General features: G+C 42.5%; 16 protein-coding genes, 1 pseudogene and 1 riboswitch. Of the genes and pseudogenes, 8 read left to right on the top strand and 9 right to left on the bottom strand.

The window, feature by feature from the left end; genetic code table 11:
* The first annotated feature begins 13 nt into the window (after positions 1–13).
* The 7 genes from HUK62_RS09025 (at position 14) to accC (ending at position 7035) form a co-directional block, all read left to right on the top strand.
* Positions 14–694 carry a 3-oxoacid CoA-transferase subunit A gene (locus HUK62_RS09025; protein ID WP_176537679.1) on the top strand — a complete coding sequence of 227 codons (681 nt, stop codon included), beginning with the start codon at positions 14–16 and terminating at the stop codon, positions 692–694.
* A 13-nt stretch (positions 695–707) separates the two neighbouring features.
* Entirely contained in the window at positions 708–1358 is a 651-nt protein-coding gene (locus HUK62_RS09030) for a 3-oxoacid CoA-transferase subunit B (protein ID WP_176537680.1), read from the top strand.
* Positions 1359–1609: 251 nt separating this feature from the next.
* Positions 1610–2815: a 3-oxoadipyl-CoA thiolase gene (gene pcaF / locus HUK62_RS09035; protein WP_176537681.1), complete on the top strand. Its 1206-nt coding sequence runs from the start codon at positions 1610–1612 to the stop codon at positions 2813–2815.
* A gap of 83 nt (positions 2816–2898) precedes the next feature.
* A complete protein-coding gene (pcaD, locus tag HUK62_RS09040) occupies positions 2899–3675 on the top strand; it encodes a 3-oxoadipate enol-lactonase (RefSeq protein ID WP_176537682.1) in 777 nt (258 codons plus the stop codon).
* Between the two features lie 1090 nt (positions 3676–4765).
* On the top strand, positions 4766–5221 hold the full coding sequence (gene aroQ, locus HUK62_RS09045; RefSeq protein WP_176537683.1) for a type II 3-dehydroquinate dehydratase: 456 nt from the start codon (positions 4766–4768) through the stop codon (positions 5219–5221).
* Positions 5222–5237: 16 nt separating this feature from the next.
* Entirely contained in the window at positions 5238–5657 is a 420-nt protein-coding gene (accB, locus tag HUK62_RS09050; protein WP_176537684.1) for an acetyl-CoA carboxylase biotin carboxyl carrier protein, read from the top strand.
* Positions 5658–5673: 16 nt separating this feature from the next.
* On the top strand, positions 5674–7035 hold the full coding sequence (gene accC, locus HUK62_RS09055; RefSeq protein WP_005399493.1) for an acetyl-CoA carboxylase biotin carboxylase subunit: 1362 nt from the start codon (positions 5674–5676) through the stop codon (positions 7033–7035).
* Between the two features lie 63 nt (positions 7036–7098).
* Here the strand turns inward: accC and HUK62_RS09060 are convergent, their stop codons facing one another.
* The 6 genes from HUK62_RS09060 to HUK62_RS09085 all read right to left on the bottom strand — a co-directional run bounded on the left by HUK62_RS09060 (position 7099) and on the right by HUK62_RS09085 (position 15457).
* Positions 7099–7515, bottom strand: a complete 417-nt coding sequence (locus HUK62_RS09060) for a hypothetical protein (protein WP_227555158.1) — start codon at positions 7513–7515, stop codon at positions 7099–7101.
* A 262-nt stretch (positions 7516–7777) separates the two neighbouring features.
* On the bottom strand, positions 7778–11383 hold the full coding sequence (gene uca / locus HUK62_RS09065) for an urea carboxylase (protein ID WP_176537685.1): 3606 nt from the start codon (positions 11381–11383) through the stop codon (positions 7778–7780).
* 5 nt (positions 11384–11388) lie between these two features.
* Positions 11389–12039: an urea amidolyase associated protein UAAP2 gene (locus HUK62_RS09070; RefSeq protein ID WP_151837002.1), complete on the bottom strand. Its 651-nt coding sequence runs from the start codon at positions 12037–12039 to the stop codon at positions 11389–11391.
* A gap of 17 nt (positions 12040–12056) precedes the next feature.
* Positions 12057–12797: an urea amidolyase associated protein UAAP1 gene (locus HUK62_RS09075; protein WP_176537686.1), complete on the bottom strand. Its 741-nt coding sequence runs from the start codon at positions 12795–12797 to the stop codon at positions 12057–12059.
* Between the two features lie 27 nt (positions 12798–12824).
* A riboswitch (guanidine-I (ykkC/yxkD leader) is annotated at positions 12825–12928 on the bottom strand.
* A 144-nt stretch (positions 12929–13072) separates the two neighbouring features.
* Complete coding sequence (locus HUK62_RS09080) at positions 13073–13966, bottom strand: LysR substrate-binding domain-containing protein (protein ID WP_004979763.1); 894 nt, start codon at positions 13964–13966, stop codon at positions 13073–13075.
* A 318-nt stretch (positions 13967–14284) separates the two neighbouring features.
* Entirely contained in the window at positions 14285–15457 is a 1173-nt protein-coding gene (locus tag HUK62_RS09085) for a thiolase family protein (protein ID WP_176537687.1), read from the bottom strand.
* A 524-nt stretch (positions 15458–15981) separates the two neighbouring features.
* Between HUK62_RS09085 and HUK62_RS09090 the strand changes: the two genes are divergently transcribed.
* Positions 15982–16593, top strand: a complete 612-nt coding sequence (locus tag HUK62_RS09090) for a TetR/AcrR family transcriptional regulator (protein WP_004693224.1) — start codon at positions 15982–15984, stop codon at positions 16591–16593.
* A 61-nt stretch (positions 16594–16654) separates the two neighbouring features.
* Here HUK62_RS09090 and cysK read toward each other — a convergent pair whose 3' ends face one another.
* The 3 genes and pseudogenes from cysK to HUK62_RS09105 all read right to left on the bottom strand — a co-directional run bounded on the left by cysK (position 16655) and on the right by HUK62_RS09105 (position 20052).
* A complete protein-coding gene (gene cysK, locus HUK62_RS09095; RefSeq protein ID WP_176537688.1) occupies positions 16655–17653 on the bottom strand; it encodes a cysteine synthase A in 999 nt (332 codons plus the stop codon).
* A gap of 161 nt (positions 17654–17814) precedes the next feature.
* Positions 17815–18651 (bottom strand): NAD(P)-dependent oxidoreductase, encoded by an 837-nt coding sequence (locus HUK62_RS09100; RefSeq protein WP_267314102.1) that lies wholly within the window; start codon positions 18649–18651, stop codon positions 17815–17817.
* Positions 18652–18696: 45 nt separating this feature from the next.
* Positions 18697–20052 (bottom strand): annotated as a pseudogene (locus HUK62_RS09105) (solute carrier family 23 protein).
* Positions 20053–20072 lie beyond the last annotated feature (20 nt).

A 20072-nucleotide genomic window follows, 5' to 3' on the forward strand; every position in this document is an offset into this window, starting at 1 on the left:
CTAGGACAACATTATGATTGATAAAAGTTCAGCTTCTTTAACAGAAGCACTTTCGCAAATAAAGGATGGCTCAACCATCATGATTGGTGGTTTTGGTACAGCAGGACAGCCTGCTGAACTGATCGATGGTTTAATTCAACTCGGCATTAAAGACCTTACCATCGTCAGTAACAATGCAGGCAATGGCGACTATGGTCTGGCGAAATTACTCAAAGCGGGTGCCGTGAAAAAAGTCATCTGTTCGTTTCCGCGTCAGTCCGACTCTTGGGTCTTCGATGAACTCTATCGTGCAGGCAAAATCGAATTGGAACTGGTGCCTCAAGGCAACTTGGCCTGTCGTATTCAAGCCGCAGGCATGGGACTCGGTGCAGTTTTCACCCCAACTGGTTACGGTACCTTATTGGCCGAAGGCAAAGAAACCCGTCACATCGACGGGAAAGATTATGTACTGGAATATCCAATCAAAGCTGACTTTGCTCTGATTAAAGCACAGAAAGGCGACCGTTGGGGTAACTTGGTCTACCGCAAATCAGCACGTAACTTCGGCCCGATTATGGCCATGGCCGCAGGCGTGACTATTGCACAAGTGTCTGAAGTGGTGGACTTGGGTGAATTAGACCCTGAACACATCATCACCGCAGGTATTTTTGTTCAACACGTGGTACAGGTTCAACCTGAACCTGTTGCTGTGTAATCGGGAGAACATCATGAGCTATCAAAAACTCAGCCGTAACCAAATTGCAGAACGTGTGGCACAAGATATTCCGGATGGCGCTTATGTCAATCTTGGGATTGGCTTGCCGACCAAGATTGCCAGCTATCTTCCTTCAGATAAAGACGTGTTCTTACATTCTGAAAATGGCTTATTGGCTTTTGGTCCACCACCTGAAAAAGGTCAAGAAGACCCTGAGCTGATCAACGCAGGTAAAGAATATGTGACTATGCTCGAAGGCGGTAGCTTTTTCCATCACGGAGACTCTTTTGCCATGATGCGTGGTGGTCATTTAGATATTGCAGTCCTCGGTGCTTTTCAAGTGGCAGCCAATGGTGACTTGGCCAATTGGCATACCGGTGCACCTGATGCGATTCCTGCTGTTGGTGGTGCAATGGACTTAGCTGTTGGTGCTAAAAAAGTCTTTATCACCACCGACCATGTGACCAAACAAGGTGAACCGAAGATCGTAGCTGAATTGAGCTACCCAGCGACAGGTTTGAAGTGTGTCGATCGTATTTACACCGACCTGTGCGTGATTGATGTCACCGCAGACGGCTTAAAAGTGATTGAGAAAGTCGACGGTCTAAGCTTTGCAGAATTGCAGGCAATGACAGGTGCAACTTTAGTGGATGCGACACAGTAAATTTCAGAAAAATTTGCTAGAGCTTATAGTCATCAACAACCTGTCGAGCGCTTTAAAAATATTGTTTTTGCAACAGCAGTAGAAAATTGCTGTGAGTGAACAGGTTTTGTTGATGACAAAGTTTTTGGTCACTTTTTTAAAAAAGTGACGAGAACGAGCTACTGGTATTTGACTGAACACGGTAAGACTCCGTCGTGACTAGATACAGGTTATCTATCAGCAGAGTCCCGTTTCAAAGGACAAGATTAAACATGAAAAACGCTTACATTATTGACGCTATTCGTACCCCATTCGGACGTTATGCAGGTGGACTCGCTCCGATCCGTGCCGATGACTTGGGTGCAGTGCCGATTCAAGCCTTAATGCAACGTAATCCCAGTGTAGATTGGACCCAAGTCGATGACGTGATCTATGGCTGCGCCAACCAAGCCGGTGAAGACAACCGGAATGTCGGTCGTATGTCTGCACTGCTTGCAGGTTTACCCATTGAAGTTCCTGCCACGACTGTGAATCGCTTATGTGGCTCATCACTCGATGCGATTGCGATGGCAGCGCGTGCGATTAAAGCCGGCGAAGCGGATTTAATCATTGCAGGTGGCGTCGAAAGTATGTCGCGTGCACCTTTTGTCATGGGCAAATCAGAAACAGCTTATGGCCGTAGCCAGAAGATTGAAGACACCACCATGGGCTGGCGTTTCATTAATCCTAAGCTCAAAGCAATGTATGGTGTAGACACCATGCCGCAAACCGCGGAGAACGTAGCACAACAATTTAATATTGATCGCGCAGATCAAGACCAGTTTGCCTTGGCGAGTCAACAGCGCACCGCAACCGCGCAAGCTCAAGGCTTTTTTACACATGAGATCATCCCTGTGAATATTCCCCAGCGTAAGGATGATCCGATTGTGGTGGATACCGATGAACATCCTCGTGCATCGACCACATTAGAAGCTTTGGCGAAACTCAAGCCAGTCGTGACAGCAGAAGGCACCGTCACAGCGGGGAATGCATCAGGCATCAATGACGGTGCGGCTGCTGTACTGATTGCTTCGGAACAAGCGATTGAAGAGTACCAACTTAAACCGCGTGCCAAAATTATTGCTTCAACAGCAGTGGGTATAGACCCTCGCATTATGGGCTTTGCACCTGCACCTGCGATTAAGAAGCTCCTCAAACAAGCCAATCTCAGCATCGAGCAGATGGATGTGATTGAACTGAATGAAGCCTTTGCGGCACAGGCATTGGCCGTTACCCGTGATTTAGGTCTGGCAGACGATACGACCCAAGTGAATCCGAATGGCGGCGCAATTGCAATTGGTCATCCACTGGGTGCATCGGGCGCACGTTTGGTGACAACTGCACTCAATCAATTAGAACAAACGGGTGGAACCTATGCCTTGTGTTCAATGTGTATTGGGGTCGGTCAAGGCATTGCAATGATTATTCAGCGCGTTTAACCCTTCTTCTGATCTGACATGGTATTTCTGCTGATAACAACAGTGGAAACACTCAAAATTTTTAATGAATTAAGGAAAAGCATATGCCAAGTTTTACTTCAAATAATGCCGAAATTCACTATCAGACCTTTGGTGACCCCAAAAATTCCGCGATCGTTTTTTCAAACTCGCTGGGCACAAACTTCAACATGTGGAAACCACAAATTACTTTTTTCCAGAAAAATTATTTTGTGATTTGCTATGACACTCGCGGGCATGGCCAGTCTTCTTCGCCTAAAGGGCCTTATGATATTGAACAACTTGGTCTAGACCTGATACATTTATTGGATCATTTAAACATTGAGAAAGCCATTTTTTGCGGTATCTCAATGGGCGGACTTACAGGTCAGTGGTTAGTCATTCATAAACCTGAACGTTTTCACCGTGCCATTGTATGTAATACCTCTGCCAAAATTGGCAATGAACAGGCATGGAGTGATCGCGCATCACTTGTACGCACCCAAGGTTTAGAACCCATTGCATCAACGGCTGCGAGCCGTTGGTTTACCGAACCCTTTATCCAAAGCAACGCAGCAACTGTAGCAGCGCTTTCAAACGACTTAGGTGCTGGCAGCCCAGAAGGTTATGCGAGTTGTTGTGAAGCTTTGGCTAAAGCGGATTTACGTGAAAAACTCGAAAGCATTCAAGTGCCTTTACTTGTGATTGCAGGGCGTAAAGACCCCGTAACAACAGTCTCAGATGCACAGTACATGGTGAATCACATCCGAAGTAGTGCCCTATTTGAAATCGATGCCTCTCATATTTCAAATATCGAACAGCCCAAAGCCTTCAATCAGGCCATCTTAGACTTTATTGCTTAATGATCTAGGTCTGAACTCAAAACAGCCCTACATGGGCTGTTTTTTTCGTACCTATCTAAAGAAAGCGATAGGAATGCTTAAAACTCATTATTAAAAATATGCTGGCTTTGGTTCATTCTATTTTTCCTCTTAAAATCATCAAAACTCAAAAATTGTATATAAAACAAACTGAAATTATTATGGTTTCAAAATCATATCTTCAGAATTTCACTTATTGCCAATCCTAAACTCACCAGATCCCATCATGTATAGCCGAATCTACCCAGTTAAAATGAGCAAAATAGCCAATTCTTTTCTTTTATAAATTTTCTCGCACAGCAAAAGCCCTGACGCAATAGGAGGATATTTTTTCAATACATTCTGCTACTCAGCAATTTTTCTACAGTCTTATGCTTATTTAACGGCAAAGTTTCTCAACCAAAAGGATGCTGAAAAGCACCGTTAGAAACCTGAATTTTCCTCTTACTGTTTCAAGTTTTTCAGTTTTTTTCTAAAAGATCATGGCATCAGCTAGATAGACGTTAACAACAGACAAAAACGTCCATCTACATTTTAACGTAACAAGTTGATGTTTTAATTAATGAAAGTGATATTTTTCAAGTTCAGTATTGATCCAATAAAGCTTAGCAACTGAATTGATCATGGTCGTCAAGCCAACCAAAAGAGCTGGAATAAATTGATCAGATCATGTACAGATACAAACCATATCAAACTTCAGCTTTATTTTGATATACAGTTTAGTTACATAAGAAATGATCTAGATCTCATGTAGAGTGAGCTACCGACTAAGAAGTCTGAGTTGACCTCTTTTCAGGACTCGAGTTGCACCTGTGGCACAAAACGGAAACAAATCTGCTGCTTTTGGTCAATTTGGCTTACAATGTAAAAAAGAGTAATAATCCGAAAATTTGTAATCTTTTAACATTGCCAATTCCTTGCAAAATTTACATTATATTGCCGAAGTTTGGCACTAAGCATCTACGTCAATTCAAACAAACTATAAAAAAAATGTAGAACTTTATGCCATAATACGCAAACTTTGCAGCCATCTTGCAAAGATTTATTGCAATTTATAAATGGAGCAAGCTAAATGAGTTCGACCATTTTGGTTATTCATGGACCGAATCTAAATTTGCTAGGAATGCGCGAACCAGAAGTATATGGTTCTCTAACGCTGAACGACATAAATCAGCAACTCATTGCACAAGCTGAAAATGCTTCAATTTCTCTCGATACTTTCCAAAGTAATTGGGAAGGCGCCATTGTCGACCGTATTCATCAAGCCCAAGCGGATGGCGTCCAATTTATTATTATTAACCCTGCTGCACTCACGCACACCTCTGTTGCTCTTCGTGATGCCTTGCTTGGTGTAGCCATCCCATTTATTGAAGTTCATTTATCAAATGTTCATGCGCGCGAAGCGTTTAGACATCATTCATATTTATCAGATAAAGCCGTTGGCGTTATTTGTGGCTTAGGTGCTCAAGGTTATAGCGCTGCGCTCAATTACGCTCTCACTAAAATTCAACCCTCTACGCAATCATAATTAGGAATACTGTCACATGGATATTCGTAAAATCAAGAAACTCATCGACCTGATGATTGAATCTGACTTACAAGCGATTGAAGTTAAAGAAGGCGATCAATCGATTGCGCTGACTCGTCGTAGTCCAGTTGTTGCAGCTGGTGCTCCTGTTGCTATGGCGGCTCCTATTGCTCAAGCTCCAGCGGCTAAAACACCACGTGGTGCTGTAGAAACATCTCCAATGGTTGGTGTGTTTTACGCGGCTCCAAGCCCAGGTGAAGCGCCATTTGTTAAAGTCGGTCAAACCATCACTGCTGGTGAAACACTTGGTATTATCGAAGCAATGAAAATCATGAACCCGATTGAAGCAACGCAAAGCGGCGTGGTTGAAGAAATTTTAGTGAAAAACGGCGAAGTGATCCAATTCGGTCAACCATTATTCCGCTACCGCGCGTAATAGACGGGGACTTATAATGTTGCAAAAAGTTTTAATTGCAAACCGTGGTGAAATTGCCCTTCGCATCACCCGTGCCTGCAAAACTTTAGGGATTAAGACTGTAGGGATCTATTCAGATGCCGACAAAGACTTAATGCACCTACGTTTTGTAGACGAAGCAGTATGTATTGGACCAGGTGCGAGCAGCGAAAGCTACTTGAATATTCCTGCCATTATTACAGCAGCTGAAATTTCAGGTGCAGATGCCATTCACCCAGGTTATGGCTTCTTATCAGAAAATGCTGAATTTGCTGAAATTGTAGAAAACTCAGGTTTCATTTTTATTGGACCACGCCCTGAACACATCCGTTTGATGGGTAACAAAGTTTCTGCGATTACAGCAATGCGTAAAGCAGGTGTTCCAACCGTACCGGGTTCTGCAAATGCGGTTACACCGCAAAATGCGCTGGCTGAAGCTAAAGAAATTGGTTTCCCATTGATCGTGAAAGCTGCTTCTGGTGGTGGTGGTCGTGGTATGCGTATTGTAGAACGCGTCGATACCCTGCTTGAATCCGTTCAAGCCGCACAGCGTGATGCTGAAATGTGGTTTGGTGATGACACGGTGTATATGGAACGTTTCCTACAAACACCTCGTCACGTTGAAGTCCAAGTTCTTGCCGACGGTAATGGCCACGCGATTCACCTCTATGACCGCGACTGCTCTTTACAGCGTCGCCATCAGAAAGTGTTAGAAGAAGCGCCAGCGCCAAATTTACCTGAACAAGCACGTGCTGACATTTTAGAAGCTTGCGTAAATGCTTGTAAATTAATGCAGTACCGTGGTGCAGGTACATTCGAGTTCTTGTTTGAAGATGGTGAATTCTTCTTTATTGAGATGAATACACGTGTTCAAGTTGAGCACCCTGTAACTGAAATGGTGACAGGTATCGACATTATTGAACAACAGCTCCGCATTGCTGGTGGCTTAGGTCTTGAAATTGAACAAGATCAAGTTGAAGTCAAAGGACATGCGATTGAATGCCGTATCAATGCTGAAGATCCAACGACCTTCTTGCCTTCACCAGGTAAAATTGAGAATTTTTATGTGCCAGGTGGTGCAGGTATTCGTCTTGATTCGCATATCTATCAAGGCTATAGCATTCCGCCATACTATGACTCGATGATTGCAAAGCTGATCGCACACGGTAAGGATCGTAAAACATCACTTGCTCGAATGCGCCAAGCGCTTGATGAAATGATTCTGACCGGTATTAAAACCAATATTCCATTGCATAAAGATTTGATTCTTCAAGATGAAAAATTCTGTGAACAAGCGATGGATATTCACTACCTTGAAAAGCATTTATTAAAGCAAATTGAAGGAAATCAAGATAAATAATTGTCTTGATCCTTAAATAAAAAACCGCGATTCATCGCGGTTTTTTATTTATAAAAGAATTAATTAAGGCAATACACGACGTAGCGTTGCAAAGCATTGTTGTGCTTTATCATTGGCACAAAAATTAATGGTCGATGGACTTTGCCATTTCACAAAATACTGAGACATTTCACCAGTCTGATCTTCTTGAGACCCAGAACAATCCACTTGGTTATTGTCAAATTTGACCTGTAAAATTAAAGCAGGTAATTGCACATTTTTGTCGGTTGATGGCTGGTAATCATAAATTCCCGTAGACCATTCTTCCCCACTTTTAATCACAACATCACTATTACTTTTAAAATTATAGTATTCAACGCATTTACGATTATTTGGAATTTCCATTCCCCATAAGCCCACAATTTCAGGGCGAGTCGTTACACGAATATTATTTTGATTTGATGCTTGAGTATCCTCAGCCTGACTTGGCGTATTTGCCATAAGCACTGATGAAGTTAACATGAATAACATGCCGAGTAATGTTTTTTTCATACAAGCCATAATGTTTTTAAGCGTCTCACTAAATTAGCATATTTTGATTCAAAACATCATTTTATAACCATTTCATAACAATCTATTTTTTGTTATGGGTTGCAATCTCGATTTAACAAAACGATTTATTGTCAGCACTAGATAAATCCTACTTTCAGAATCGAAAAAAGACCGCTTAAGCAGTCTTTTTTGTATGTCGTGATATTTGAATTTAGGCTACAGGTGCCAGTGTAAACAGCACCTGACCTGTTTTTACCGTTTGCCCTTTTTCAATGGTAATGGTTTCAACCTTCATCCGCTCAGGTGCAATAATGGGAATTTCAATTTTCATGGCTTCAATCACGGCCAAAGTTGCCCCTTCTTCCACAATGTCTCCAGAGGTACATTCAATTTTCCAAATAGAACCCGGCATATGCGACTCTACTGCACAACCACCTTCAGGAATTTGAATTTCACTGTCATCTAACACTGTATCTAGGCTTTCAGAAACATATTCAGCCAAACCAGCTTCATGCCAGCGACGGCGTTCATCCTCAAAGTTCGCTTGCTGTACCGCTTTAAAACTCGAAATGGATGCTGCATTTTCAATGAGGAAGTCATTATATTCTTTTAGATTTAAAACCCCATCTTCTACACGAAGCTTTAAGCGCCCCGCTTTAAAGTCTTCCCGTATTTGCATCAGTTCTGTTTCAGACACTTCATAAAATTTAATTTGATCAAAGAAGCGCAGTAGCCATGGTTTTCCTTGTTCAAAGTCTGGATTTTTGCGGTAACGACTCCACATTTGTGTTGTACGCCCAACAAACTGATAACCACCTGGGCCTTCCATGCCATAGACACACATATACGCTCCACCAATGCCGACTGCATTTTCAGGCGTCCAAGTGCGTGCAGGATTATATTTGGTGGTCACTAAACGATGACGTGGGTCCAGCGGCGTTGCCACAGGTGCACCCAAATACACATCTCCCAAACCCATCACCAAATAATTGGTGCTGAATACGATATCCTTCACTGCTTGCTTTGAGTCTAAACCATTGATACGACGAATAAACTCTACATTGTCAGGACACCACGGCGCATCTGGACGGACTGTTTGCATATAACGTTCAGTCGCCAACTGAGTTTGTGAGTCCTCCCAAGCCAAAGGCAAATAGACTGTGCGCGAAGGCACTTCCATTGCTGTCACATCAGGCAATTCACTTTCTGCTTGCTGTAAAAGGCTTAATAAATGTTTTTGATCTAGCACCAATGAATCAAAATGAATTTGCAGCGAACGAATACCCGGTGTTAAGTTTATAATCCCTTCGATACTTTGGTCTTTAACCCATTGCATTAAAGCATGAATACGGAAGCGTAAATTGAGGTCTAAAACCAACTCTCCATATTCAACCAATAAATAACTGTTCCCTGCGGGGCGATAAGTCACATCAGGTCTAGCGTTCACACCTTTTAATGTCGCTAAAACGGCATCTGATAGTGTCTCCATTTCAGCATGAAAACTTGGGGCAAAATCTACATTTTCAGTCGTATCTGCGGTTAACGCTGCGCTATATTTTTGATTTAATACTTGTGCTTGATCATAAGGAATTGGGATAAATTTAACTTTATCGCCCGCTTTAAGCTGACCAATTTTCCATAGTTCTGAGCTAACCACCACCGCTGGGCAAACGAAACCGCCCAAGCTTGGACCATCGGGTCCTAAAATAATTGGCATATCTCCAGTGAAGTCAATCGCACCAATGGCATAAGCATTATCATGAATATTCGAAGGATGCAGCCCTGCCTCACCACCATCGGTACGTGCCCATTCAGGTTTTTCACCGACTAAACGAATGCCTGTACGACTTGAGTTAAAGTGAATTTCAAAGTCTTGCTCAAAGAAGCGCTCAATATCTCGTTTGGTGAAAAAGTCAGGCGCACCATGTGGTCCATACATCACTGCAATGTTCCAAGTCTGGCTAAAGCTTGGCACCTGTGCTGCACTGAGTGCAACAGTTTCTACCGAGCTATAAGCCGTAATGGGCAACATATCTCCTATGAGTAAATTGCGCCCAGCATGACCACCAAACTGACCTAAAGTAAAAGTCGCTTGTGAGCCTAAGTAGGTAGGTACATTGAACCCGCCTTTAATGCCAATATAACTGCGACAACCTGTGGTGATTTTACCTGTTTTAAGAATTTGCCCTTTTTTAACATTAAGGGTCTGCCACATAGCAACGTCGACACCATCCAATGTCGCAAGCATGTCGCCACCCGTAATCACGATTTGGCTGTCACAATGAAACTTTAAAGTTGGGCCTTGCAATGTACATTCGAGCCCTGCGGTATTAAATGGATTCCCCAATAGTTGATTGGCTACATTTAACGATAGTGGATCAATCGCACCCGATGGTGGCACTCCAACATCCCAGTAACCCAAACGACCATTGACATCTTGTATTGACGTTTGGATACCTGACTGTAATATCTCAATTTTTTGGGTTTTCCACTCAAAAGTATTTAAGAAACGTGTAGTCTGTGTCCCTGCTTTAAACACTTCACAGTCAATAATATTCTGTAAATACTCAAGATTAGTTTCAATTCCTGCCACTGAGGTTTTTGCCAAAGTATCGCTCATGGCCTGAATTGCACTTTCACGGTTTTCGTGAGTCACAATGATTTTGGCAATCATTGGATCATAAAAGGAAGACACATTTGAACCTGTTTCCACCCATGTTTCATTACGGGCCTGCGGGTCAAACTCGACATAGGTCAGTAAGCCAGCACTGGGTTGAAAGTTTTTAATTGGATCTTCGGCATATAAACGAACTTGGATCGAATGGCCTTTAGATCTAAGCGGCTCTGTTGGTGCAGTCCAGTCATCACTACCTAAAGTAACCATCCATTCAACAAGGTCTACAGCAAACACTTGCTCGGTCACGCCATGTTCAACTTGCAACCGTGTATTCACTTCTAAGAAGTAGAATTGCTGGGTGTCTGTATCCATCACAAATTCAACCGTACCTGCCGAACGGTAATTCACTGACTGCATCAATTCAACGGCAACAGCTTGAATATAAGCACGTTGTTCATCATTTAAATGTGGTGCAGGAGTTTCCTCGATTACCTTTTGGTTACGGCGCTGTACTGAACAGTCCCGCTCTCCCAAAGCCAGAACCAAACCTTGACCATCACCAAAAATTTGGACTTCAATATGACGCGCATTTTCCACAAACTTTTCTAAATACAAGCCTGCATCTTTAAAGTTAGCTTGGGCCAAATAAGATACCGTTGCATAAGCATCTTTAAGCTCTGTTTCGTTCCACACCAAACGCATACCAATACCACCGCCACCTGCGGTACTTTTCAGCATCACGGGATAACCGATACGCTTTGCTTCGATCAGTGCTTCCGCTTCGTCTGCTAAAAGTTGGCTACCCGGTAACAATGGCACATTCGCCTGAATGGCAAGTTCACGCGCAGTATGCTTTAAGCCAAAACTACGCATTTGTGCAGAATTCGGCCCTAGAAACACAATGCCCTGTGACTCACACAAATCACAAAACTCTGCATTTTCAGACAGGAAACCATAGCCTGGATGAATGGCTTCAGCACCTGCTTCTTTCGCGACCTGTAAAATTTTTTCAATATTTAAATAACTTTGACTGGCTGGGCTATCACCAATAAATACCGCTTCATCAGCCAAAGTCACATGTAAGGAATCACGATCTGCTTCTGAATACACCACAACAGACTGAATGCCTAAATTCTTTAATGTACGAATTACTCGGCAGGCAATTGCACCACGGTTGGCAATGAGAACTTTTTTAAACATGCTGATTACTCCTTGCCGTCACGTACAATCAGTTGAATTTTAGTCGGGTTGTAGGCATTACAGGGGTTGTTCAGTTGTGGGCAGTTAGAAATCAGCACGATGAGATCCATCTCTGCTTGAATTTCAACATATTTACCCGGCGCCGATATTCCATCGTCAAACTTGAGATGCCCATCACTACTCACGGGTACATTCATAAAGAAGTTAATATTCGGCCCAATATGACGGACATTTAGTCCATGCTTTTTTGCGATAGGGTGCAAAGCTAAAGCTGTCATAAAGTTATTACGGCAACTGTGCATCGGAAAGGTGTCATGTGCATAACGTACGGTGTTACTCTCACATGAACAAGCACCGCCTAAAGTGTCATGGCGACCACAGTTATCATCATGGATCGTGGCGATTTTGTTGCCATAGTTGGTATATAGAGCTGTGCCTTTTTCTAGATAAATCTGCTGATTAATGGCTAGAGTATCGGTTGCGCTGTAACGTTCTTCAGGATTGCTCGCAGAAATAAATAAAGTATCGACTGCTTGGTTGCCTTCGAGGTCAATAATGCGGAAATATTGCCCTTTCTGGACTTCACACATCCATGTCTCACCCGCTGGACAGACTTCATTTAAAACGGTTTGATCAAATGCTTGTAAACTGGTCATGCGTATTCTCCTCGGGCTTAAGCAGCATCAAATGCGTAATAACGTGCGTTGTTTTGAAAACCGCGTTGGTTTTGTGGGCATGAATCACGACAGACATCGTGTATTGCTAAAGCAGATGCTTTGAATAAACGCATTTGAATATCGGCAGGCTGATACTTTGTTGCTTGACTCAAACTATGTGGCGCGGCAGATAAGAACACCAGACAGTCCATCTCAAAACGCAGTTCAATAGTTTGATGGGTATTATCGACATCGATATAAGATAAGTTGCCTGCATCATTAGGGCTAACTTTAGAGAATAGGTTGACCGTAGCTGACAGGTCGGCTTGACCTAATGAGAACTTGGTCATTTCAAGTAACAGGCTGTCGCGTCCACTCCGATACATCTCATTTCGTGCATCTTGAAAAGTTTGAGTGCCGAATTGTTTTTGGATCTGTTCTGTGCGACTCGGACCACATAAGGCATCATTCCAACCATGATCATCGTGAACAATTGAAGCCATAACCCGACCTAAGTCTGAATACAACACATGTCCTGTACTTAGAAATGCCGTATGCTGTGCCTTTAGGCTATCTGGCATATTAAAACGTTCGAGCTTATCTTCGCTGTTGACACAGAAAAGAGAAACGTTGGCTTGTGCCCCCAAGGCTTTAAACTGTAAGACTGTGCCGCGTTGAATACGTCCAGACCAGTGATGCCCACCCGGTAAAAGTTCAGTCCATAGTGCGTTATCGTCGTGATAAGTTATTGTGCTCATGCGCTTCTGCCTAAATCGTAACTGTTTACCTCCCGGGCTTTTATCCCTCCGTGTAGTTCTTTCGAACCGTGAACTCTCGGTCGCAGACATACATAAAATAGATATGTATCGGAACCCTAGATCACTCTTTCAGATTAGACGATGCAAAGGCTGTGCCAATTTAGTATTACGATTTTTAAACTTCGTAATACTATTTATGAGCAATAAATGGGCACTTTAGATTTCAAGCACGCATATTTTCGCTATGCGCACTAAAAAGCATCAAATTTTAAGAATTACTTCATTAAAATTTCATGGAACATGTGACGCAGCCACTGATGACTGGTTTTGTGATGACAAGACATATGCCAATACTGTTTCACCCCATAACTTGGGAAGGCAATTGGCGCATTGAAGATTTTTAAATTGCCACGTGAAAGCAGTACTTCACTCAAATAATACGGCACTGTCGCAATCGCATCGGTTTCTTGTACCACCAAGCCGACGCCTAAATAGCTCGGTAAACGCATCAAAATATCACGTTTTAGTTCTAAATTAAGCAGTTCGTTTTCAATATGGTAATGCCCCATGCCCGCATCAATATCGATATGTGACTCAGCCAAGTACTGCGCTGTGCTGATACTGTCACCTGTCAAACGCGGATGATCTTTGGCGGCAATCACCACATAATACTGCTCGAACAGTTGCTGTTGATAAAAGCCATTTTCCAATTGTGGTAAAAAACCCAGCGCCAAATCAATCTCACCATTTGCCATCTGATAACTGGTTTCAGAGGTGATCGGGCGGATATTCAGACGAATATGCGGCGCATGTTTTTTTAAGTATTGCGAAATTTTCGGCAATAACACCAAATGCGAAACATCGGTCATGGCCAAACTAAACTGTTGCTGCGAAGTGGCTTGGTCAAAATCAATCGTAAAGTTATTGATGATTTCAACCTTGTTTAAAGCCTCACTGACCAATGGAAACAGCTGTTTCGACAGCTCAGTCGGCACCATTTCATTGCCAATCCGTAAAAACAGCGGATCATTATAATGTTGGCGAATTTTATTCAGAATGTTACTCACCGTCGGTTGACTCATTTCTAAATGATCAGCCGCCAGTGACACACTTTTAAACTTATAAACGTAAAAAAAGATACTGAGTAATTTACAGTCCAGTTCAAACACGAAAAAAATGTTCCTTATATGCATGTGATGGTAGACGATCCATCATCTACCCATTATAGCGATGATCCAATGCTCAAAACTTACTTTTACAGGCATCTAGGTCTAATATCAGACGTTTCAGCAATAAAAGTACATTAATTATACCTTTAGCTGTACTGAACAATCGATGCTTTTCCTGAAAATTTATGTCGCTTAATCTGCATGTATTTTACATAACAAAAAAGGCCCGAATCAATCGAACCTTTGATGAAATCAACCATGCCGAATATAGCTATTTAAATCATTTTCTTCACAGGCATAGCTAAGAATATTACAGTTTTAGTCCAGCAACTCTACGGCAATAGCAGTCGCCTCACCACCACCAATACATAAAGCAGCTACACCCTTTTTCCCACCAGTACGTTTCAAAGCATGCAGTAAAGTCACGATAATACGTGAACCAGACGAACCCAATGGATGACCAAGTGCACAAGCGCCACCATTTACATTGACTTTTGCAGGGTCTAAATGAAAACCATCAATTGCAAGCATTGTGACCATCGCAAATGCTTCATTGACTTCCCACAGATCTACATCACTCGCAGACCAGCCTGCTTTGGCTAAAACTTTCTCAATGGCACCTACAGGGGCAATGGTGAACTCAGATGGATGCTGGGAATTACTTGCATAAGCCACAACTTTTGCCAATGGCTTAAGACCACGTGCGTCAGCCACTTCAGATGAAGTTACAACCAATGCCGAAGCACCATCCGAAATAGAACTCGAATTTGCCGCGGTAATCGTGCCGTCTTTTTTAAATGCCGGACGTAAAGTTGGAATTTTATCCACTTTGGCATTGAGCGGTTGTTCATCTTGATCAACCACAACATCGCCTTTACGGCTATTCACCGTCACAGGCACGATTTCATCTTTAAAGAAACCACCTTGAATCGCAGCAACGGCTTTATTTAAAGAACCAATGGCATACTGATCCTGCTGCTCACGAGTATAGCCTTTTTTATCTGCCATTTCTTGAGCAAGTACACCCATCGACAGACCTGTTTCAGCATCCTCTAAACCTTCTTGGAACATGTGATCGGTGGTTTTACCATGCCCCATACGGTAACCCGCGCGTGCTTTTTCAAGTAAGTACGGCGCATTTGACATCGACTCCATACCACCGGCCACCACAATTTCAGCTGAACCCGCTTTAATCGCGTCAGCTGCTTGCATGACGGCTTTCATACCAGAACCACAAATTTTATTGATGGTTGTTGCACCCGTTGAGTCAGGTAGACCCGCCATACGCATTGCTTGACGTGCAGGGCCTTGTTTTAAACCTGCTGGAAGTACACAACCAAAGATCACTTCATCCACATCGGTCGGTTGTAAGCCAGAACGGTTTAACACTTCTTTAATTGTCACCGCACCAAGTTCAGGCGCGGTACAGCTCGACAGTGAACCTTGAAAACCACCCATTGCTGTACGTACACCGTCTACAATAACAATCATTTTCTATTTCATCCTTTTTCGCGGTTTACTTGCTTTAAGCCCAATTAAAAGGCTTAAAGACATTCCCTATCTATTTTTTCATATTACAAAGGGGTTAATTGTTTCAGATCTTATTTTAATGTTTTTCATAGTGCTACCGTCTTAAAGCGAGTCATCTATAAAGACATTAAAATAAACACACATGAATAATAAGACATCTATCCATATGATAAATGATTCATTTATCAACCCGCACTGCATTCGAGGCTTTAGCACTAAAGGTTCTCGTCTCTAAGAACACAGTGGCTCTACTGACAATAGTGTAAAAATCACGAAAAAGGAATGCAATGGCCCAAATTTGATCTCTAGAGATCAAATTTATTGACAACGAAATGAGAAAATGCACCTGTATTTATTTCTATTGTTGAACAAGTGGATATTTTTAAAACGATTGTAGTAATATCCAAGACCTTAGTTGCATTTTCATTTTCAACCAAGTTCAATAGCCTCTCTATAGTTCTCATGAAATACACTGGAATAAGCCAATGACTTCAGTACGCCAACAAAATTTTCTATTACGCAAAGAGAAAATTTTAGCCATGGCTGAGACTTTATTATTAGACAATAATCAAGACATCACCTTAAGCGAATTAGCAACGGAACTCGATATTGCGAAGGGTACAATCTACAAGCATTTCAAAAGTAAAAATCAACTTTATCTAGAGTTGATTATCTTGAATGAAACTCGCCTGTTAGAAATTTCTCAAAAGCATAACAATGATATTAAAACGTATGTATCCGAATACATGCTTTATAATATGTTGAACTCGAACCGTACGATTTTACTGCACGTTATTGAAGAACGTTTAACCAATAATGAACGTAAACTCAAAGAACTTTTTGAGAAGCTCTACCAAATACGTGAACAACGCATTATCGAAATTAAAGACATGACCTCTGACTACTTAAAGTCTTTAGACAGTGCTATGTCTATTCGTGATTATTTATCTTATGTATGGACAGTGACCTACGGTGCGTCATTGTTACTCAATTCAACGCATTATCAAAAATCAATCGGTTCACGTGAGCGTCTGATTAAACTATATGTCAACCAAGCCCTCATGACACCCGATAAAATTTCACACGCAGCCCTTTAAACTTCTAAACGGCATAAAAAAAGCTAAACATGAAATGTTTAGCTTTTTTTCATCCAGAAAATTAGTCTACGTAAATATCTTCAAACAAAACTGAAGATAAATAACGTTCACCACCGTCAGGTAAAATCACTACAATGGTTTTACCTGCATTTTCAGGGCGTGCTGCAAGTTCAGCTGCTGCTGCCATCGCGGCACCACTTGAAATACCCACCAAAATACCTTCTTGACTTGCTGTTTTACGCGCCCAATCAATTGCTGTTGCTGCATCAATTGGCATCACTTCATCGACCAAATCAAGGTCTAAGTTTTTAGGAATAAAGTTAGCGCCAATGCCCTGAATCTTATGTGGTCCAGGCGTCAAAGCTTCGCCACGTTTGGTTTGACCAATAATCGGCGATTCAGCAGGTTCTACCGCAACTGAATACAGGGCTTGTTTTTTTACTTTTTCAAAATAACTTGAAATCCCTGAGATCGTACCGCCCGTCCCTACACCTGCAACTAAAATATCAACTTTACCACCTGTTGCGTCCCAAATTTCTGGGCCAGTCGTTGCTTCATGAATAGCTGGGTTTGCTGGGTTTTCAAACTGTTGTGGCAAAAAATAGGTTTCTGGATTTTCATCCAACAAACGCTGTGCTTCTTCTACCGCACCGCGCATCCCTTTTGCAGGGTCGGTGAGAACCAAGTTCGCGCCCAAAGCTTTCATCACTTTACGACGTTCGATACTCATGCTTGATGGCATAGTCAGGGTTAACGCATAACCTTTTGCAGCAGCAACAAATGCCAAAGCAATGCCTGTATTGCCACTGGTTGGTTCGACAATGTGCATTCCCGCTTTCAGCACACCGCGTGCTTCCGCATCCGCAATCAGCGCAGCCCCAATACGACATTTTACTGAAAATGCAGGGTTACGGCTTTCAACTTTGGCTAAAACGGTGGCTGGACTTTGTATAATTCGGTTAATACGAACCAATGGTGTGTTACCAATCGCTTCTGCATTATTACTATAAACCGCTATCCCTAAATTATTAGGCGTTGGAAAAGCTGAGTCAGTACTCATACCAATGTTTCCTATGTTGTTTTTAATGATCCACTCATTATCATACCCTGATTTTTAAATGCAAACTGACATTTGGTCGGGCTTATGTTTTTATTTGATAAATAAATCACTTAAACAGAAAAAGCATGAGTTTTCCCATGCTTTTCTCCCGCGCGACCAGCTTAAACGAGCCTTACACTATTCCACTTTTCTAACTGTGTAACGGCCACGCTAAAATCCACTTGCATAGCCTGTTCTCGATTTGTTTTTAAGAACAGTTCTTGTGTCACTTGAAAAACAGGTGTTTTCATCTGTCCTTCTTTGACCAGATCCATCGCAATACCAATGTCTTTTTGCAACAGGTTTAAAGCAAATGTTTTTTGAAAAGTACGGCTCAAGACTTTTTGCGCCATCACCGTTTCAGACATCGTACTTTTACCGCTAGAGTGATTGATACAACTCAACGCTCCAGCCAAGTCAACGCCTCGATTCTTCAAAATAGACAACCCTTCACACAGTGCCCATAAATGCGTTGCCATGAGCGTATTGTTCACCGCCTTAACCGCAAAGCCTGCACCACTTTCCCCAACGTATTCAATCAGTCCTGCAAATGCCTGAATAATAGGCTTTGCCCTTTCAAATCCAGCGATATTACCACCCACCATAACCGTCAAAGTACCGCGTTCAGCACCAATGGTTTGACCCGAAACAGGTGCATCTAAGTAAGTCACTCCACGTGCTGCCAAATCAGTGGAAATGCGCTGCGCAGATTCAGGCACGCCACTGGTACAATCCACCCATAAACTTCCAGATTTGGGTGGATGTAACGCAATTAAAGTTTCAACATCTGCGCTGGTCGGTAAGCATGAAAATATAATATCGGCTTGCATCGCTTGTTGAAGTTCAACCTGCAAAGTACCAAAGGTTTGCGCATGTGAAGACGCTTTTTCCGCTGTGCGATTCCACACCCAAACAGGATGCCCCAGTTTTGGCAAATGGGAGGCCATGTGCCAACCCATTGCCCCAAGTCCTATAAATGCAATATTCAGACTCAAAACGTACTCCTAACTTTGAGCAATAGTGCTATTGATTTGATCTTCCGACTTTTCTACGACTTGCTCTTTTTCACTGCCTCGGTTCAAGAAAAGATTAAGCAGAATGGCTGCTAGTGTTGCAGTGCCAATACCACCTAGGTCAAAACTCCCTATTTGTAAGCTGTAATTACCAGTTCCCATAATCAGACACACGGCCCCAATCATTAAAGTACTACTCTTGGTGAAATCAATTTTGTTATCGACCCAAATTTTTGCGCCAGCAACGGTAATCAAACCAAAAACCACAATGGATGCACCACCCAAGAGTGCAACGGGAATTGTGCTAATCACTGCGCCAAACTTAGGCGAAAGCCCCAGTAAAATCGCAAATACACCTGCAAAAACAAAGATTGTGGTTGAATAAACTTTAGTGACTGCCATCACTCCAATGTTTTCAGCATAGGTGGTCATCCCTGTGCCACCAACTGAAGCAGACAGTGTGGTACATACCCCATCTGCAAAGAAACCGCGTCCCATATAAGGAGACAAATTTTTCCCCGTCATCGCCGACACAGCTTTGAAATGTCCTAAGTTTTCAGCCACCAAAATAATCGCAACGGGTGCAATCAACATCATAGCGTTTACATCAAAGGTTGGGCTGTGAAAAGTTGGCAAACCAAACCATGCTGCTTGACCGACTTTTGCAAAGTCAATTGCAGTGCCAAAACCCATGACATTAGTGAGTAAGAAGTAAATAAAATAAGATGCAACTAAACCTAAAAGTAGCAGTAAACGGCGCACCATACCTTTGGTAAATACCGCAATGACACTAATACAAATAATCGTGATTAACGCCATCCAAGAGTCAAACTGATTGGCTGACACACTTTTGATCGCAACTGGTGCGAGGTGTAGGCCAATAATCATTACGATGGTGCCTGTCACAATAGGTGGCATCAACTTTTCAATCCATGCCGTACCAGTGCGTATCACAACTAAGCCAATTAACGCGTACAACACTCCACACGCAATGGTTCCACCCAGTGCTAAAGAAAGATTTGGGTTTGCTCCAACACCTGTATAACCCGTAACTGCAACCACTGCACCAATGAAGGCAAAGCTTGACCCCAACTAACTTGGCATACGTCCACCAGTCATGAGGAAGAAGAGTATCGTACCAATGCCTGTAATGAAGATCGTTAGATTCGGATCAAAGCCCATCAGCAATGGGGCAAGTACGGTTGCACCGAACATGGCAAAAGCATGTTGTAACCCCAAAATAATGCTTTTGCCTGCGGGTAAGTATTCATCTGTTTGCACAGGCGTTGTATCTAAATCGCCTTGATAAGGCTTAAATTTTGGAAACCACGATTCTTTTGTTTGCATGGGTTTCCCCTCCTTGTAAA

Source organism: Acinetobacter sp. NEB 394 (assembly GCF_013374795.1).
Lineage (GTDB): Bacteria > Pseudomonadota > Gammaproteobacteria > Pseudomonadales > Moraxellaceae > Acinetobacter > Acinetobacter johnsonii.

Coding starts and splice junctions, on each gene's coding strand:
- HUK62_RS09025 (WP_176537679.1), top strand. CDS start 14: ATGATTGATAAAAGTTCAGCTTCTTTAACAGAAGCACTTTCGCAAATA.
- HUK62_RS09030 (WP_176537680.1), top strand. CDS start 708: ATGAGCTATCAAAAACTCAGCCGTAACCAAATTGCAGAACGTGTGGCA.
- pcaF (WP_176537681.1), top strand. CDS start 1,610: ATGAAAAACGCTTACATTATTGACGCTATTCGTACCCCATTCGGACGT.
- pcaD (WP_176537682.1), top strand. CDS start 2,899: ATGCCAAGTTTTACTTCAAATAATGCCGAAATTCACTATCAGACCTTT.
- aroQ (WP_176537683.1), top strand. CDS start 4,766: ATGAGTTCGACCATTTTGGTTATTCATGGACCGAATCTAAATTTGCTA.
- accB (WP_176537684.1), top strand. CDS start 5,238: ATGGATATTCGTAAAATCAAGAAACTCATCGACCTGATGATTGAATCT.
- accC (WP_005399493.1), top strand. CDS start 5,674: ATGTTGCAAAAAGTTTTAATTGCAAACCGTGGTGAAATTGCCCTTCGC.
- HUK62_RS09060 (WP_227555158.1), bottom strand. CDS start 7,515: ATGGCAAATACGCCAAGTCAGGCTGAGGATACTCAAGCATCAAATCAA.
- uca (WP_176537685.1), bottom strand. CDS start 11,383: ATGTTTAAAAAAGTTCTCATTGCCAACCGTGGTGCAATTGCCTGCCGA.
- HUK62_RS09070 (WP_151837002.1), bottom strand. CDS start 12,039: ATGACCAGTTTACAAGCATTTGATCAAACCGTTTTAAATGAAGTCTGT.
- HUK62_RS09075 (WP_176537686.1), bottom strand. CDS start 12,797: ATGAGCACAATAACTTATCACGACGATAACGCACTATGGACTGAACTT.
- HUK62_RS09085 (WP_176537687.1), bottom strand. CDS start 15,457: ATGATTGTTATTGTAGACGGTGTACGTACAGCAATGGGTGGTTTTCAA.
- HUK62_RS09090 (WP_004693224.1), top strand. CDS start 15,982: ATGACTTCAGTACGCCAACAAAATTTTCTATTACGCAAAGAGAAAATT.
- cysK (WP_176537688.1), bottom strand. CDS start 17,653: ATGAGTACTGACTCAGCTTTTCCAACGCCTAATAATTTAGGGATAGCG.
- HUK62_RS09100 (WP_267314102.1), bottom strand. CDS start 18,651: ATGGGTTGGCACATGGCCTCCCATTTGCCAAAACTGGGGCATCCTGTT.